We start from the raw sequence: 13,771 nt of genomic DNA on the forward strand, positions 1-13,771 counted from the left end.
TGAAATTGGCTCTGTCCGCAATGCCGTGAAAAGGCCAGGTGCGGGAGGTGGCCAAGATCGATCGTCATAGGGTCGTGGCAGAGTGCGCGGTCATGGAGATCAACACGTTCTGGCACGTCATCGAAGCCGCGCAAGCCGGGGCTGCCGCAACGGGCGAGCCATTTGACGAGGTTCTCGTCAAGCAGCTCGCGGACAGGCCGCGGCAGGAGACCCTGGAGTATGCGGAACGCTTCGATGAGCTGCACGACTCCCTGTATCGCTGGGATGTGTGGGCGGCTGCTTACCTCATCGGAGGCGGGTGCTCCGACGATAGTTTCATGGACTTCCGTGCCGGTGTGATCGCCTTGGGTTGTCAGTGGTACGAGCGCGTGGCCGATGCCCCGGACAGCCTCGCTGCGCACCCTGATGTCGTTCAGGCTGCGAGCGTCCGGGACCGTTCCGAGGTGCTGTTCTACGAGGACATGAACTATGCAGCCGGCGGGGCGTTCGAACGGATCACGGGTAATGCGGATGCCTTCTACGAAGCCTGGCGCAGTTTCCGCGGGGCTGATTCAGCGAGCGACAAGGCGGTTGATATGGGCGAGGATTTCGACTTCGACGACGACAGGGAGATGAGCCGTCGGCTTCCTCGTCTGGCCGCCCTGTTCCTTGGCACAAGCCCCTGAAAGAGGGTCCCGCAGTTCGGTGATGTTCATGGCCGGGTGGGCATGCGGCCTCGGAGGAGTTCGAACAAGGCCCTGCTGTGCGTGACTTGTTTGAGTATTTTCACCCAGTTCACGTGTCCTTCGATCACGCCGGAACTCCACGGAAGGCTGCGCCCGGCGGTAACGGCGTCGAGGTCCTGGCGGAGGAAGCCGGGTGAAGCCCTTCAACGGCTTCGGCCTGTCCTGCTCGGTCTGCAGGACCCACTCCCTACCCCTCCACCAGCGCGATTCCCAGCGGCGTCCGCTCATACAGCACCTTGTGCTTCTCCCGCCGGGAAGTGAGCAGCCTGGCGTCGCGCAGCGCGTGAAGGTGTGCTGATACGGACGACGGCGTCAGGCCCAGCCGGGCTGCCAGCGCCGAGGTCGAAGCCGGTTCCGCGAGCGCGGCAAGCACCGACGCCCGGCCCGCTCCCAGCAGCCGCCGCAGCGCGGCGGAGGGCTGGGGGCCGCCCACTGCCCACAAACCTCCGATACCCCGGGCCGGGTAGACGAGAGTGGGCTGCCACGGGGGGTCGAAACCGCTGATCACCTCCGGCCAGGCGAAGACGCTCGGCATGAGCAGCAGGCCCTCGCCGTGCAGTGTGCGCACGTGGGTGCGGTGGCGCCGCACCGTCAGAGTGCCGTCCGACCAGGACACCTCGGGGTGCAAGTCGGCGAAGAGCGAGGCCAGTCCGCCCTCGGCCAACCGCCTTGCGTGGAAGGCGATGTCCGCCTCGAGCAGGGTGCGCAGCCGCGGCCAGTGCGGCGCTACCAGGGCTTGCCAGGCCTGCTCCAGGAGGGCCGCCAGGTCCTGCACTGCCCGAGCCGGATCCGCGAGCAGCTTCTGCCCGGTGCTCGTGTGCAGTGCCCCGCCGTCGGCCAGCGCCCGGTGGATCTCGTACCGGGCCACCTCGAGGTCCGTCGCCCGCACCGCCGAGATCTCGTCCTCGAACGTCGTGTCGAGGCCCAGCGGCGGCGGGCATACGAAGTCCGGGGTGTAGCCCGGCTCGGGCATGAGCAGCCAGAGCGGCAGGAGGTCGAGCGCGCGGGCGGCCTCGGCGCTGCGGCGCAGCCACGGAAGGTGGTAGGGCAGCGATTTGGCGGGGCGGTCCAGCGTGCGCACAGCTTGGTGAGTTTCCCAGAGCGGGGACAGCGCGAAGCGGCAGTGCAGCAGGTCGTCGGCACCGAGGCGCATGATGTGTGGCACGCTGTGCGGCTTTCTCACCTATTTTGTTCGCTTCTTCGGCCGCCTGCTGCCCACACGTTCCGCAGATGCGGGATGCGGCGTCACGTCCAACATTCGGCCAGGGACGAAAGTCTAGGCCACATCCCCTCGGGGCCTCAGGCTGCGACCGTGACCGCACCCACTCCAACGACCAAAACCCCGCCCCGCCGCACCGGCTACCGCGACGTCTTCGCCGTCCGCGAGTTCCGCGCCGTCTTCGCCGCCCACGTGCTGTCGCTCTCCGGCACCGTGGTCGCTGTCATGGCCCTCGCCGTGCTGGTCTACCGCAACACTGGCTCCGCGCTCCTCACCGCGGTGTCCTTCGCCCTCTCGTTCCTTCCCTACGTTCTCGGTGGCGCTCTTCTCGCACCGCTTGCCGGCCGCTATCCCGCCCGGCGGGTCCTCGTCGCCTGCGATCTGGTCTGCGCCACAGCCACCGCCCTCATGGTGCTGCCGGACACGCCCGTCCCCGCGCTCCTCGCCCTGCAGGCCCTCGCATCGTTCGTGGCACCCCTCTTCAGCGGCGTACGGGCGGCGAGCCTCGGCGACATACTGCACGGCGACGCCTTCGTACTCGCCCGTTCACTGATGCGCATCGTGGCGCAGAGCGCGCAGATCGGCGGGAACGCCGGCGTCGGCCTGCTGCTGGTCGTCATGCCGCCGCGCGGTGCACTGCTGATAACCGTTGTCGGCTTCCTCGGCTCGGCGCTGATCCTGCGCTGCGGTACCCCGCAGCGCCCGCCCACGGCGCGGGAACGCGCCACCGGAGGCACCTGGACACTGCTGCGCGACAGGCGGGTCCGCCGGCTGCTCGCGCTGTTCTGGCTGCCGCCTGCCTTCATGGTGGTGCCGGAGGCGCTGGCCGCGCCGTACGCCACGGAACTCGGTGTCGGTACCGCAGCCGTCGGGCTGCTGCTCGCCGCGAACCCCGTCGGGTCCGTGACCGGCGAGCTGCTGGCCGGCGGACTGCTGCAGCCTGCGGCACGCGAGCGGCTTGTACTGCCTCTGGCCCTGGCCGGGCTGCCCCTGTTCCTGCTCTTCGCCGCTCGGCCCGGGCTCACGTCGGCCCTGCTGATCCTGTGTGCAGCGGGGATGACCAGCGCGTACAGCCTGGGCCTGGATCGTTGGTTCTTCGATGCGCTGCCCGAGGAACTACGGGCACGCGGGATGACCCTGCTGACGGCGGGGCTCATGACCGTCCAGGGGCTGGGGATGACGCTTGGCGGGCTGGTGGCGGAGTACGTGCCAACGCACGCGGTGTTGGCAGGCGCGGGTGGGATCGGGGCGTTGTGTGTGCTCGCCGTCGCACGCTCCGTACGCCGAGCGGAGGCCAGGGGACCGGGGTCTGAGACAGGGCCGACCGCCATGTGATCGGCTTGTACTCCCACGCGCCCGGCCCCGACCGGGCCGGGCGCCCCCTCAGAGCCAGTCCGGGCTCGGGCGAGAAATTCCACGTGCTCTGACCGCTCTATCGTGAATGATCTCGGGCTGTCTCCCTTGTATCGGTGCCGTACGGGTGGGCAATGTGGGGAGGTCGCTCTGTCGTCTGGGGCCGGGCGGGTCAGGGCCCAACCGCGGTGCAGGCCCTGCGGGTCGACCACCAGGGACGAAGCCGGGATCGGTGGGTGAGTGGAGGCCGGTGACCATGGCAGCGAGCTGCACCAACAGCCGTTCCCGGGAGATGAGTTCGGTGCAGGCCACGCGAGTGCCCGAACAGCTCCTTTTCAAGGAAGTCCTGGCCGGGATCGTCCTGCGCGGCATGGGCCAGAACGGCGGCCGGCAGCGCCTTCGGATCACCGCTGTCAGGATCCACGAGGAGGACTTCCTCCTCCACTCCGACGGTGCACACCCGATTGCCGCCTTCCTGCCTGCCTGCGCCGCGCAGGGCTTGTCCCGTGCCCCGAGGCTGTCGCTCTCGTATGCGCCCGACTGCCCACAGCAGAGTTGTCGACACCTGCGAAGATCGCCCCCCGGCGTCATTCCGGGCCTCTGGGAGCAGATGCAGCCCGACGATCACCAGCAATGCGCCCACCGCCGTCCCGAGCCGCGCTTCCTGCCGCCCCAGATGCCGCTGAGCCAAAGCGGCCCCGGCTGCTGCGGCCACCGTGACCACTCCCACCTGAGCGATCACGTGTCCTCTGCCGAGGCGCGCGCGTGCGCCCGAAGCGCGGCGACCCTCTCGTCGAGGGTGCCCTCCCACGGGTCGCTGTCGGACACGTACTCGTCGTGCCGCCTCCACCATTCATACGCCCGGGTCTGCGGGTAGCCCTCGGGCGAGTCCTCCCAGTCCTCCTGTCGGCCGAGGGCGGTGAGGTCAAGGTAGCTCCACGTGCTGCCCAGCGCCTCATCGCCGCGGTGGTTGACGAAGTAGGTCCGGAACACCCGCTCACCCTCGCGCAGGAACGCGTTGGTGCCATGCCACTGGTCCACGCCGAAGTCGGCGTCGAAGCCGTCGGTGAGGGTGTACCAGGGAACGTCCCAGCCCATCCGGGCCTTCAGGCGCTCGATGTCGGGCTGCGGCGCGCGCGAGACGCGCGCGTAGGTGGTGTCGCGGGCGTTCAGATGCGCGAGGTGGGCGACCTGGTCGGCCATCAGCGAGCAGCCTGGGCAGCCGCGCTCCGGCCAGCCTGTCACGCCCGGCTCGAAGAAGAAGCGGTAGACGATCAGCTGACGACGTCCCTCGAACAACTCGACCAGGCTCACCGGCCCGTCCGGACCCTCGAAGCGGTAGGCCTTCTCCACCTCCGTCCTCGGCATCCGACGGCGCTGGCCTGCCAGCGCGTCGTGCGCGCGGGTCACCTCCTTCTCCTTGACCCGCAGTTCCTGGCGCGCAGCCTCCCACTCCTGGGCTGACACGATCGGTGGCAGTTTCATGGCGCGGCTCCCTTTCGCTATCGGATCGGTATCGGGGATTCGGTGTCTACCGCGGTCCTGCCAGCAGCGCGGTGTTCTCACGTTCGAGGCTCTTCACCGGGCCGGTCGGCCAGTCGGCGGCGAGGATCGCCGAAACCGGGTCGGGGAAGATCTCCTCTTGTCCGACGGTGACGCCGTCGAGGATCGCCTGCGCGACGGAGGCCGGGCTGGCCTTGGGGATGTTGAGGTCGCGGGACATGTCGGTGTCCACCGGTCCCGCCAGGACGGCGTGCACCCGAACCCCTCGCTCGGCCAGCAGCGCCCGCAGCGCCTGGGTGAGGGAGAACGCCGCCGCCTTGGAGATCGAGTACGCCGGCATCACCGGTACTGAAGTGATCGACGCCGTGGACAGCAGGTTGACCACCGTCCCGCGCGAGGCCGTCAGTTGCGGCAGGACCGCCTGGGTGACGGCGTAGGTACCGAAGAGGTTGACGGCCAGGTGCCGCTTGAGCATCGCGGGATCGGTCAGGTCGTCGAAGATGGCCAGTCCGGCATTGTTGACCAGGACGTCGAGGCTGTCGAGGCTGTCGGCGGCCGCCTGGATCTGCGCGTGGTCGGTCACATCCAGGGACAGTGCCGTGACCCGGTTGTCGGGATGGGTGAAGGGCTGGCGCATTCCCGCGTAGACGCGCCCTGCGTCCCTGCGCAGCGCCTCGTCAACGAGCGCGCGTCCGATGCCGCGGTTGGCGCCAGTCACCAGGACGGTCCGGCCGGTGATGGAATCTTGTGTCGCCACGGTGTCATGCTCCGCATCTGATTGGTCTGTTGAGGACTCGCACAGGGAACAGACGTGCTTGCCGACCGGAAATGGGCGGCCGGGCAGCGCCCAGTTCCGCCGCTGGCCGGTGTCGATACCTGTATCAGCTACCTGATGACGGAGGTGACCCATGTCGGGCGATTTGCTGCAGCGAGCCCGCTCCGGCGACCGTGACGCATTCGCGGAGTTGGTCGAGCCGTACCGTGGCGAACTCCAGCTGCTGTGTTATCGCATGCTGGGATCCCTTCAGGACGCCGAGGACACCCTCCAGGAGGTCCTGCTAGCGGCTTGGCTGGGCCTGGATGGCTTCGAGGGCCGGTCCTCGGTGCGTACTTGGTTGCACCGCATCGCCACCAACCGCAGCCTCAACGCGCTACGATCCGCCACCCGCAAACCTGTGCCCGCGCCCACCCCGGCGGTGCCCGCTCCGGAGCCGTCGCGTCTGGGCGAGGTCACCTGGCTGCAGCCCTACCCCGACCTGCTCCTGGACAACCTCCCCGACCAGACCCCCGGTCCTGAGGCCCGCTACGAATCGCGCGAGGCGGTCTCGCTGGCCTTCATCACTGCCGTCCAACTGCTGCCGCCCAACCAGCGTGCGGTGCTGCTGATGCGTGACGTGCTCGGCTACCACGCCGCCGAGGCCGCCGACCTGCTGGGCCTCACCGAAAGCGCCGTCACCAGCGCCCTCAAACGAGCCCGGGCCACGCTGCAGGCCACCCGTAAGGGCGACCGCCCCGCACTCCCTCCGGACAGCCCGGCCGAACGTGCCCTCACCGACCGGTTCGTCGCCGCCTTCACTGACCACGACGTCGCCGCCTTGATCGCGCTGATGACCGATGACGTCTGGGTCCGGATGCCGCCCTTGCCGTTCGAGTACCGCGGCGCCCAGGCCGTCCGCCGCTTCTTCACCACGGTCTTTGCCCAAGACTGCACCATCGGCCGCATGATCCCGACCCGGGCCAACGGCCAGCCCGCATGGGGCGAATACAGTCGCGATCCGCTGACCGGCCTGCTGCGCTGCACGGGAATCGTGGTAGCCGCCTATACCCCTGCTGGCATCAGCGAACTCACCCACTTCGAAACCACCATGGCCCCCCACTTCGGCCTCCCCCGAACCCTCGCATCGGCCTGATGGGCGCGAGAGGGCTGCCGCCACGGCATCGGGCGCGGTCATTCGACCGCTGCTCGGACAGGAAGCCCTGCTCGGCGCACAGACTCCGGTGTTCGACGACGCCCGGCTGGTCCGCGACCCCGGGAGGGCAGCCGCCCTCGCCGCCGCGCTGGGGGACGCTGACAGCCTCGTCATGCGGGGCAACCGGTCACCGTCGCACGCAGTGTGAGCGAGGTAATGGCCCGCATGTGGAATCTGGACGAGTCGGCGCGGCCGGCGATCGTCTTCGCGGCAGCGGGCCGTCGCACGGACGCGGGCCGAGTGGGCCCGCGAGGGCCGGCGTCTGCCGCTGGAGCCGCAGGACGACCAGACGCAACAGCGGTGACGGCGACCGGGTCTGCGGCACGGCGCACCGGCACCGGCATGCGGTGGAGGAGCACCCAGGTTCTGAGCGCGCCGCCGGCGCATGCCGGTGACCGAAGGGGCCCGCCTGGCCCGGAGGTGACTCAGGACGTGCCGGGCACGGGACGTCCTTCCGGGCTCGGCGGGACCGCCTGCGACGCACCGGCCGAGGGTTCGGGCCATGCCGCGTAGCGCCGGAACCCGTACAACAGCGGTTCGATGGCGCTGAGTTCGCTGATCCGGAGCACCTCTCCGAAGACGATCTGCTGTCCGCCGACCAGTACGGTCTGCACGATTCGGCAGTCGGCCACCGTGTGCGCCGCGTCGACGAGGTGCGGTCCCCCTCCGCTCTCGGAGCGCCTCCAGGAGACGGCGCCGAAGCGATGGGGGTCGCCCGAGGCGAACAGTTCGGCGCACTCACGGCCCTGGGCGTGCAGGAGGTTGACCGCGAAGTGGCCGCTGTCCACGGCGGCCGCGAGCGTGGGACTCGCGGCACGGATGCCCACCAGCAGGGTCGGCGGATCCACGCTGACGCTGCACACGGCCGAGCAGGTCATCCCCCAGGGCTTCTGGTCCCGCCCCATGGCGGTGACCACGCCGACACCGCTGGGGAAACTGGACATGAGGGAGCGGAAGTCCGCCGGGGAACTCAGGTGACGCGGTGACTGAGCGGTTTCCAATGGAATCACTTCACCTCGGTGGGAACACGACCGGCTGTGCGATCAGTGCATCTGCGCCAGGTACTCGTACTGGCTGGGCAGACTCTGCACCAGCGCGCGCGCCTGGTCCTGGACGGTCTGGAGTTCCTTCGCGGCCAGGCTGCCGTCCATGAGGGACAGGGCCGGCGCGGGCTTCAGCGGGATGCCTCCGAGGCCGAGCAGCATGGCGTGGTAGGAGTACGCCTCGAACCCGTGGTAGCGCGGGTAGATCGTCTGCTCCGTCGGCAGCTTCGAGCGCCACTGCTCGACGCGTTCGGCGAGACCGTCGGGCAGGGGCCGGGTCTTGGCATCGCGCCAGTAGTCGTTGTCGGCCCGTGCCGCCGCGAGGTAGTGCACGACGAGGAACTCGCGGACACCGTCCATGGCATGGGCGATGGCCTTGTTGTACGAGTCGCGCAGACCGGGGTCCCAGTCGCCGTCCGGGAAGTGCTTCACCAACTGCTCGACGGCGTTCTGGATGAAGAAGATGCCGGTGGATTCGAGGGGTTCGACGAAGCCGCTCGAAAGGCCCACGGCCACACAGTTGTTGACCCACGAGTTGCGGCTGCGGCCGATCCGCATGCGGATGTGGTTCGCCTCCAGGTCCTCCGCCTCCGGACCGACGAACTCCCGCAGGGTGCGCTCGGCCTCCTCGGGCGAGATGTAGTCCCCCGCGTAGACGTATCCCGTGCCGATCCGGCCGAAGAGGGGGATGGTCCAGATCCAGCCGGCGTCCTGCGCCGTCGCCGTGGTGCAGGGGCGCATCAGGCGCTTCTCCATGTCCACGGGCACCCGCAGGGCGACCGCGCTGTCGTTCGGCAGGGTGTCCTGGTACGAGATGAACGGCTCGCCGAGCTTCTGGTTCAGCAGCAGGCCCCGGAAACCGGTGCAGTCGATGAAGAGGTCACCGGCGATCTCGCCGTGCTCCTTGGTGACGAGGTGGCGGATCCAGCCCCGCTCGTCGAGTGCGACGTCCACGACGTCGTCCTCGATCTGCCGGGCGCCCCGGTCCGTGGCGTACTTGGTGAGGAACCGGGCGAGCAGCGCGGCGTCGAAGTGATACGCGTACGGGAACTGCGTCTTCTGCTCCGAGAGCGTGGACCGCTCCGTCACGCCGGCGGGCGCTTCGACGAAGTCCTGCTCGAAGAGCGTGCCGTCCATGTGGCGCGGGGAGCGCTGCGCGTCACACATCGTGGCCATGAGGAAGACGTCGTGGTCGAAGCGCTCCCCCGGCTGCTGCTTGAGCCACCAGTCGGTGAGCGGGAACCCGTCCACGATCCGCAGCCGCTCAAAGGGGTGGTAGAAGGCGTGGCCCTGGTGTCGCCAGTTCTCGAACCGGATCCCGAGCTTGTAGGTGGCGTTGCAGGCGGGCATCCACTCGTGCTCGGAGAGTCCGAGGTACTCGAAGAAGTGGCGGACCGTGGAGAAGGTGGCCTCTCCGACGCCGATGGTCTGGATGCGCTTCGACTCGACGACGGTGACGTTGACGTTGGCGCCGAGCGCGGCTTGGAGATAGGCGGCCGACATCCAGCCGGACGTGCCGCCTCCCACCACGACGATGTTCTTGATCACAGCGTTCCTCTCCTCATTCTTCGGTCCGGGTCAAGGGGGTCAGGTGCGAGTGGTGCGGTCGGTGCCGTCCTGGCGTTCCGGGGTGTGCCGGTCGGTGGCACCCCCGGCTCGGCGGGGGCCGAGGAGGGCGACCACGGCCAGGCAGCCGATGATCATGACGGCGACCATCTGCCGGAAGCTGAGGACCGCGACGAGGGCCGATCCGACGCCGAGCGAGATGGCCTGGGGGACGGTCAGGATCAGGTTCACCACGGCCTGGGTGCGTCCCATGAGATGGCCGGGGGTGGCGGCCTGCGCGGCCGTGGCGAGCCCGATGACGGCGGCTGGGGTGCCGGCCCCGGCGAGCACCAGACCGGGCAGGACGGTCGAGGGTGCGGGAACGGTCAGCAGCGCGGCTCCCGTGCCGAAGAGGACTGCCCCCGCCCTCATCAGGCGCCGGGATCCGAGCCGTGCGATGAGGAATCCGCCGGCGACGGATCCGGCCAGGCTGCCGACTGCGAGCGTGGTCTCCAGGACGCCCATGAAGCGGGGCGGTCGGTGCAGTCCGTGTTCGAGGAGGGCGTACAACATGGGCTGGAGCAGTCCGACGGCGAGCAGGAGGGTCGTCAGGGACACGAGCAGGCGGTGGATGCCCCGGGTGGCGCGCAGGTGCCGCAGGCCCGCCAGCACGCCGGACGCCGTCTGCGCCTCCTCCTGGGGCGCTCTCCGCTCGCCCGGCAGGAGGACGAAGAGGAGTGCCGCGGCTAGCAGCAGGGCGATGTTGACCAGGGTGAAGACGCGTCCGCCGGCCCAGCCGAGCAGGCTCGCCCCGAGCAGGGGGGCCAGCAGGACGGTTCCGGAGCGCATGCTCTGGCTCAGGCCGATGGCCGCGCCGAGTTCCGCCTCGCCGGAGAGCATCCCCCGCAGCACAGCGCTCTGCGCGGGGCCGAGGACGACCGCCGCGAGGCCGTAGAGCACGGCGACGACGTGGATGATCCAGGTGCCGGACGGTCCGGTGACCAGCAGGAGGGGCAGTGACAGTGCGGCGAGCGCCAGGTTCGTCGTGACGAGCAGGGGGCCGCGGGGAAAGCGGTCGGCGGCGTATCCGCCGATCGGCAGCAGGAGCATCGGGACCGTGTAGGAGAGCAGGACCAGCCCTGCCGCGGAGCTGCTGCCCGTCAGTTCCTTGGCCCAGACGCCGAGCGCCACGAAGACGGCGTTGTCGGCGAGCGTGGACAGTGTCTGCCCGGTGATGAAGAGCCTGAAGTCCCGACGGGCGAGCAGTCCTGGCACGGCCGGCCCCTCAGACCTCGGAGAGGGCGGCGAGCACCGCGTCGTTGTCCTGTTTGCGTCCGACTGTCAGCCGGATGCCGCGACCGGGGTACGGACGCACCGCGACGCCCGCCCTCGTCAGAGCGGCGACGGCCGGTTCGACCCGTTCCGCGTCCGCCAGCCAGAGGAAGTTGGCCCGGCTGTCCGGCACGGTCCAGCCCAGGCGCAGCAGTCCCGTCCGCACGCGGTCGCGCTGGTTGACGAGGTCGGCGATGCGCTCGCGGGTCTCGTGCTCGGCACCGAGCGCGGCACGGACCGCGTCGAGCTGGAACTGGTTCATGCCGAAGGGCAGTTGGTGGCGCCGGATCCTCTCCACGAGTGCTGCGGACGCGAGGGCGTAGCCGACGCGCAGGGCGGCTAGGGCGTGGGACTTGGAGAAGGTCCGCAGGATCACCAGGTTGGGCCAGGCGGCCAGGCGGTCGCGTGCGCTCGGGCCGTCGAAGTCGGGGGCGAAGTCGATGTACGCCTCGTCGAGGAGGATCGTCACGTGCACCGGGACGCGTTCGAAGAAGGCGGTCAGGCGGGCCCAGTCCGCGAGGGTGCCGGTCGGGTTGTGCGGGTTGCACACGATGACGAGCCGGGTGCGGTCGTCGATGCTCTCGGCCAGGGCGGTCAGGTCGTTATGCCCGCCAGCGTCCATCGGGACTGTGACCGCGTTCGTGTCCGTCATCGCGCACAGCATCGGATAGAGGTCGAATCCGGGCGCGGTGGAGACCACGTTGTCGCCGGGTCGCAGCAGTGCCCGGAACAGGTCGTGCGCGACTCCGCCCGCGCCCTGGCCCACCGCGACGGAGGCCGGGGGCACGTCCTGCCACTCGGCCAGGAGTCCGGTGAGCCGCTCCGGCCGGAACTCCGGATAGCGGTTGACTTCGGTGATCGTGGCGTGGAGGGCCGCGGCGACCTCTTCGGCCGGTGCATGGGGGTTCTCGTTGTGCGCGAGGCGGTACTCCGGACGGTCGCCCATCAGTCGGCCTTCAGGACGTACAGCCAGGTGTGCGGCGTCGCCATCGGTTCCCTGCGCGCGATGCGCAGGCCCGCGCAGCGGAAGAGTTCCTCGTAGGTCTCGCGGGGGTGCAGCGGGACCCCCATCATCGCGTGGGCCAGTTCGAACCCGGCCGAGAAGATGGGCAGTTTGTCGTCGAGGCCGGTGACCGGGCGGAGCATCGTGTCCGCGAAGACGAAGCTCCGCGCGCGGGGGAAGGCTTCGCGCATCCGCGGAAAGATGTCCGCCCGGGTGCTCGGGTCCGCGAGGAGGTCGTGGAGGAGCAGGAAGCTCATGACCGCGTCCGCGTCGGCGGCGCCCCCGATGCCGCCGTTCGGCGCCAGCAGGTCCAGCGCGTCGGCGCACACGGCCTCGACCCGTCCTTCGAGTCCGGCTTCGGCGATGTTCCGCCGTGCGATGGCGGTGGCGGGTTCGCTGATGTCGATGCCGAATCCCCGCGTGCCGGGGTGCTCGGAGACGACGCGCCGCACGCGCGCCGACGTACCGCTGCCGAGGTCGGCGAGGGTCTCGAAGTCGACGCCCTCGAAGGCTTGTTGGACCTGGCGCGCGAACATCGACTGGTCGGCCTGTCCGGAACCGAGGGCGACCATCGCTTCGTCCCGGTGGACGTCCTCGTCGTAGCGGGCGGTGCCGGTGCTCAGGGCACCGGCGTGCGCGAAGACCTCGTTGTAGCCGCCCACCGCCCACGTGAAGTAGCCGCGGGACCGGGCGATGTCCCGTCCGGTCTCGGTGGGCAGGAACACGCCCTCCTCCGCCTTGAGGTAGCCGCAGCCGACGGCCGCGCGCAGGACGGCCGCACGGCGGTCGGTGTCCATGGTGGTGAGGGTGTCGACGTCGTCCTGGTACAGGGCCTCCCCCCGCTCCATGCGATCGAGCAGGCCGATCCGGTCCAGCGCGAAGACGACGTTGGCGGCGATGTAGCCGTTGTAGGCGTCCGCGGGCGAGATGGGCGTGGGCGATTGCCCGTGCCACTGGTCGGGGGTCTGTGAGGTGCTCATCGGAGGGTCCTAACTCGTGAGAGGTGCGGGCCTTCGGGACCGCGCGTCGTCGGCGGAGGTCCGTTCAGCGGGTCAGCACGTATCCGTCGTCCGGGCGGTGGTCGCGGGAGGAGCGCAGATCCACCTGGACGAAGGTGCGTTGGAGCCACCGGTCGCCGCCGTCGTAGCGGGGCCGGAAGGAGGTCCGGCCGTGCAGGCAGACACGGTTGTCGACGACGGCGAGGTCGCCGGGGAGCATGCGGAGGGTGCGGTGGACCGAGGCGAGAGCGGCGGACAGCGCGGTGAGCGCGGCCCCGGCCTGTGCCGTGCGTCCGGTGGTGGCGGCGAAGTCGACCCGGATGTCGCAGTCGAGCGGATCGCCGTGCAGCACGGGGTGGTCGGGCGCGGCCTCCTCGCCGGCACCGAAGGAGGGCGGAGCCTGCGTGGTGTACTCCGGTTGGGCCAGCCGGGCGCGGACGTCCTCGGGCAGCAGGTGCAGTGCTTCGCGGATGGACGCGGTACTCAGTCCCGCCACGCGTTCGTGGTCCGCGCGCAGGCACATCAGGAGTACGTAGTCGGGCCGGTGGCGGTGGAAGGCGTTCTCGTTGTGCATCATCAGCTCGACCGAGCCGACGTTGCCCTGGACCTGCTCCTGCCCCGGCACGGGCACGACGTCCTGGACCAGGGCGCCGCTCTTCTCGGCCCGGAAGGCCATGGGCTCACCGAGGCCGCAGGCGAAGGCCATCAACTGGGCCGCGGGGCCGCTGGTGGTCCGCTGCACCGAGTCGGCGACCATCGGGGTGGGCGGCAGCCCGCTCTCGTCGACGGGCAGTCCGCGCACGACCAGGACGCCGGTGGGGCCGGATGCCCTGCGGAACTCCCGCACGCGCACCCGGACGGACGCCGGCATCATCTCCCAGGCGGTGCGGGCGGCTGCCACCCAGGCGTCGTCGTCGATCTCGGACGACACGGATCTCAGGTCCTCGCTGACTCGGCAGATCTCCGCCGACTCGGACGCTGTGAGGTCGAGGACTCCCTCGTCGAGCGGCGTCTGGACGGTTCTGGGCACGGGTGCTCCCGGTGAGGTGGTTCGAAGTGACGGGGATCGGAGGCCGCGGC

The 13,771-nt window shown here is 69.9% G+C and carries 12 protein-coding genes and 1 pseudogene; 3 read left to right on the forward strand and 10 right to left on the reverse strand.

The features are described from left to right. The first annotated feature begins 47 nt into the window (after positions 1-47). Positions 48-665 (forward strand): DUF4240 domain-containing protein, encoded by a 618-nt coding sequence (locus RCR19_RS40005; protein WP_331270012.1) that lies wholly within the window; start codon positions 48-50, stop codon positions 663-665. A gap of 247 nt (positions 666-912) precedes the next feature. Here the strand turns inward: RCR19_RS40005 and RCR19_RS40010 are convergent, their stop codons facing one another. Beyond that, positions 913-1,878, reverse strand: a complete 966-nt coding sequence (locus RCR19_RS40010) for a DUF5937 family protein (RefSeq protein ID WP_331270331.1) — start codon at positions 1,876-1,878, stop codon at positions 913-915. 159 nt (positions 1,879-2,037) lie between these two features. On the opposite strand from RCR19_RS40010, the gene RCR19_RS40015 reads away from it, so the two are divergent. Then, the gene (locus RCR19_RS40015) at positions 2,038-3,279 is read left to right on the forward strand and encodes an MFS transporter (RefSeq protein WP_331270013.1); all 1,242 of its coding nucleotides are present in this window, start codon (positions 2,038-2,040) and stop codon (positions 3,277-3,279) included. 343 nt (positions 3,280-3,622) lie between these two features. Here the strand turns inward: RCR19_RS40015 and RCR19_RS40020 are convergent. The 3 genes and pseudogenes from RCR19_RS40020 to RCR19_RS40030 form a co-directional block, all read right to left on the reverse strand. After that, a pseudogene (locus RCR19_RS40020) lies at positions 3,623-3,757 on the reverse strand (carboxylate--amine ligase); the annotation flags it as partial. A 278-nt stretch (positions 3,758-4,035) separates the two neighbouring features. Continuing rightward, positions 4,036-4,782: a DUF899 domain-containing protein gene (locus RCR19_RS40025; protein ID WP_331270014.1), complete on the reverse strand. Its 747-nt coding sequence runs from the start codon at positions 4,780-4,782 to the stop codon at positions 4,036-4,038. A gap of 46 nt (positions 4,783-4,828) precedes the next feature. Beyond that, positions 4,829-5,557 carry an SDR family NAD(P)-dependent oxidoreductase gene (locus RCR19_RS40030; RefSeq protein ID WP_331270015.1) on the reverse strand — a complete coding sequence of 243 codons (729 nt, stop codon included), beginning with the start codon at positions 5,555-5,557 and terminating at the stop codon, positions 4,829-4,831. A gap of 151 nt (positions 5,558-5,708) precedes the next feature. On the opposite strand from RCR19_RS40030, the gene RCR19_RS40035 reads away from it, so the two are divergent. Next, positions 5,709-6,710: a sigma-70 family RNA polymerase sigma factor gene (locus RCR19_RS40035; RefSeq protein WP_331270016.1), complete on the forward strand. Its 1,002-nt coding sequence runs from the start codon at positions 5,709-5,711 to the stop codon at positions 6,708-6,710. A 485-nt stretch (positions 6,711-7,195) separates the two neighbouring features. On the opposite strand, the gene RCR19_RS40040 is transcribed toward RCR19_RS40035, so the two are convergent. From RCR19_RS40040 to RCR19_RS40065, 6 genes are all read right to left on the reverse strand, one after another. Further along, positions 7,196-7,714: a flavin reductase family protein gene (locus tag RCR19_RS40040; protein ID WP_331270017.1), complete on the reverse strand. Its 519-nt coding sequence runs from the start codon at positions 7,712-7,714 to the stop codon at positions 7,196-7,198. 99 nt (positions 7,715-7,813) lie between these two features. After that, positions 7,814-9,361, reverse strand: coding sequence for a tryptophan halogenase family protein (locus RCR19_RS40045; protein WP_331270018.1), 1,548 nt, complete (start codon positions 9,359-9,361; stop codon positions 7,814-7,816). 39 nt (positions 9,362-9,400) lie between these two features. Continuing rightward, complete coding sequence (locus RCR19_RS40050; RefSeq protein ID WP_331270019.1) at positions 9,401-10,633, reverse strand: MFS transporter; 1,233 nt, start codon at positions 10,631-10,633, stop codon at positions 9,401-9,403. A gap of 10 nt (positions 10,634-10,643) precedes the next feature. After that, complete coding sequence (locus RCR19_RS40055; protein ID WP_331270020.1) at positions 10,644-11,636, reverse strand: aminotransferase class I/II-fold pyridoxal phosphate-dependent enzyme; 993 nt, start codon at positions 11,634-11,636, stop codon at positions 10,644-10,646. Further along, the gene (locus RCR19_RS40060; protein WP_331270021.1) at positions 11,636-12,673 is read right to left on the reverse strand and encodes a class I SAM-dependent methyltransferase; all 1,038 of its coding nucleotides are present in this window, start codon (positions 12,671-12,673) and stop codon (positions 11,636-11,638) included. The genes RCR19_RS40055 and RCR19_RS40060 overlap by 1 nt, the downstream gene beginning before the upstream one ends. 64 nt (positions 12,674-12,737) lie before the next feature. Next, positions 12,738-13,721: a TauD/TfdA family dioxygenase gene (locus RCR19_RS40065; RefSeq protein ID WP_331270022.1), complete on the reverse strand. Its 984-nt coding sequence runs from the start codon at positions 13,719-13,721 to the stop codon at positions 12,738-12,740. Between the last annotated feature and the right edge of the window lie 50 nt (positions 13,722-13,771).

The sequence above is a fragment of the Streptomyces sp. WAC07094 genome, from assembly GCF_036320405.1.
GTDB lineage: Bacteria > Actinomycetota > Actinomycetes > Streptomycetales > Streptomycetaceae > Streptomyces > Streptomyces lannensis.

What these genes read in the sequence shown, in the direction of transcription:
- RCR19_RS40025 (WP_331270014.1), bottom strand. Translation starts at nt 4,782, where the DNA reads ATGAAACTGCCACCGATCGTGTCAGCCCAGGAGTGGGAGGCTGCGCGC.
- RCR19_RS40010 (WP_331270331.1), bottom strand. Translation starts at nt 1,878, where the DNA reads ATGCGCCTCGGTGCCGACGACCTGCTGCACTGCCGCTTCGCGCTGTCC.
- RCR19_RS40040 (WP_331270017.1), bottom strand. Translation starts at nt 7,714, where the DNA reads ATGTCCAGTTTCCCCAGCGGTGTCGGCGTGGTCACCGCCATGGGGCGG.
- RCR19_RS40060 (WP_331270021.1), bottom strand. Translation starts at nt 12,673, where the DNA reads ATGAGCACCTCACAGACCCCCGACCAGTGGCACGGGCAATCGCCCACG.
- RCR19_RS40055 (WP_331270020.1), bottom strand. Translation starts at nt 11,636, where the DNA reads ATGGGCGACCGTCCGGAGTACCGCCTCGCGCACAACGAGAACCCCCAT.
- RCR19_RS40035 (WP_331270016.1), top strand. Translation starts at nt 5,709, where the DNA reads ATGTCGGGCGATTTGCTGCAGCGAGCCCGCTCCGGCGACCGTGACGCA.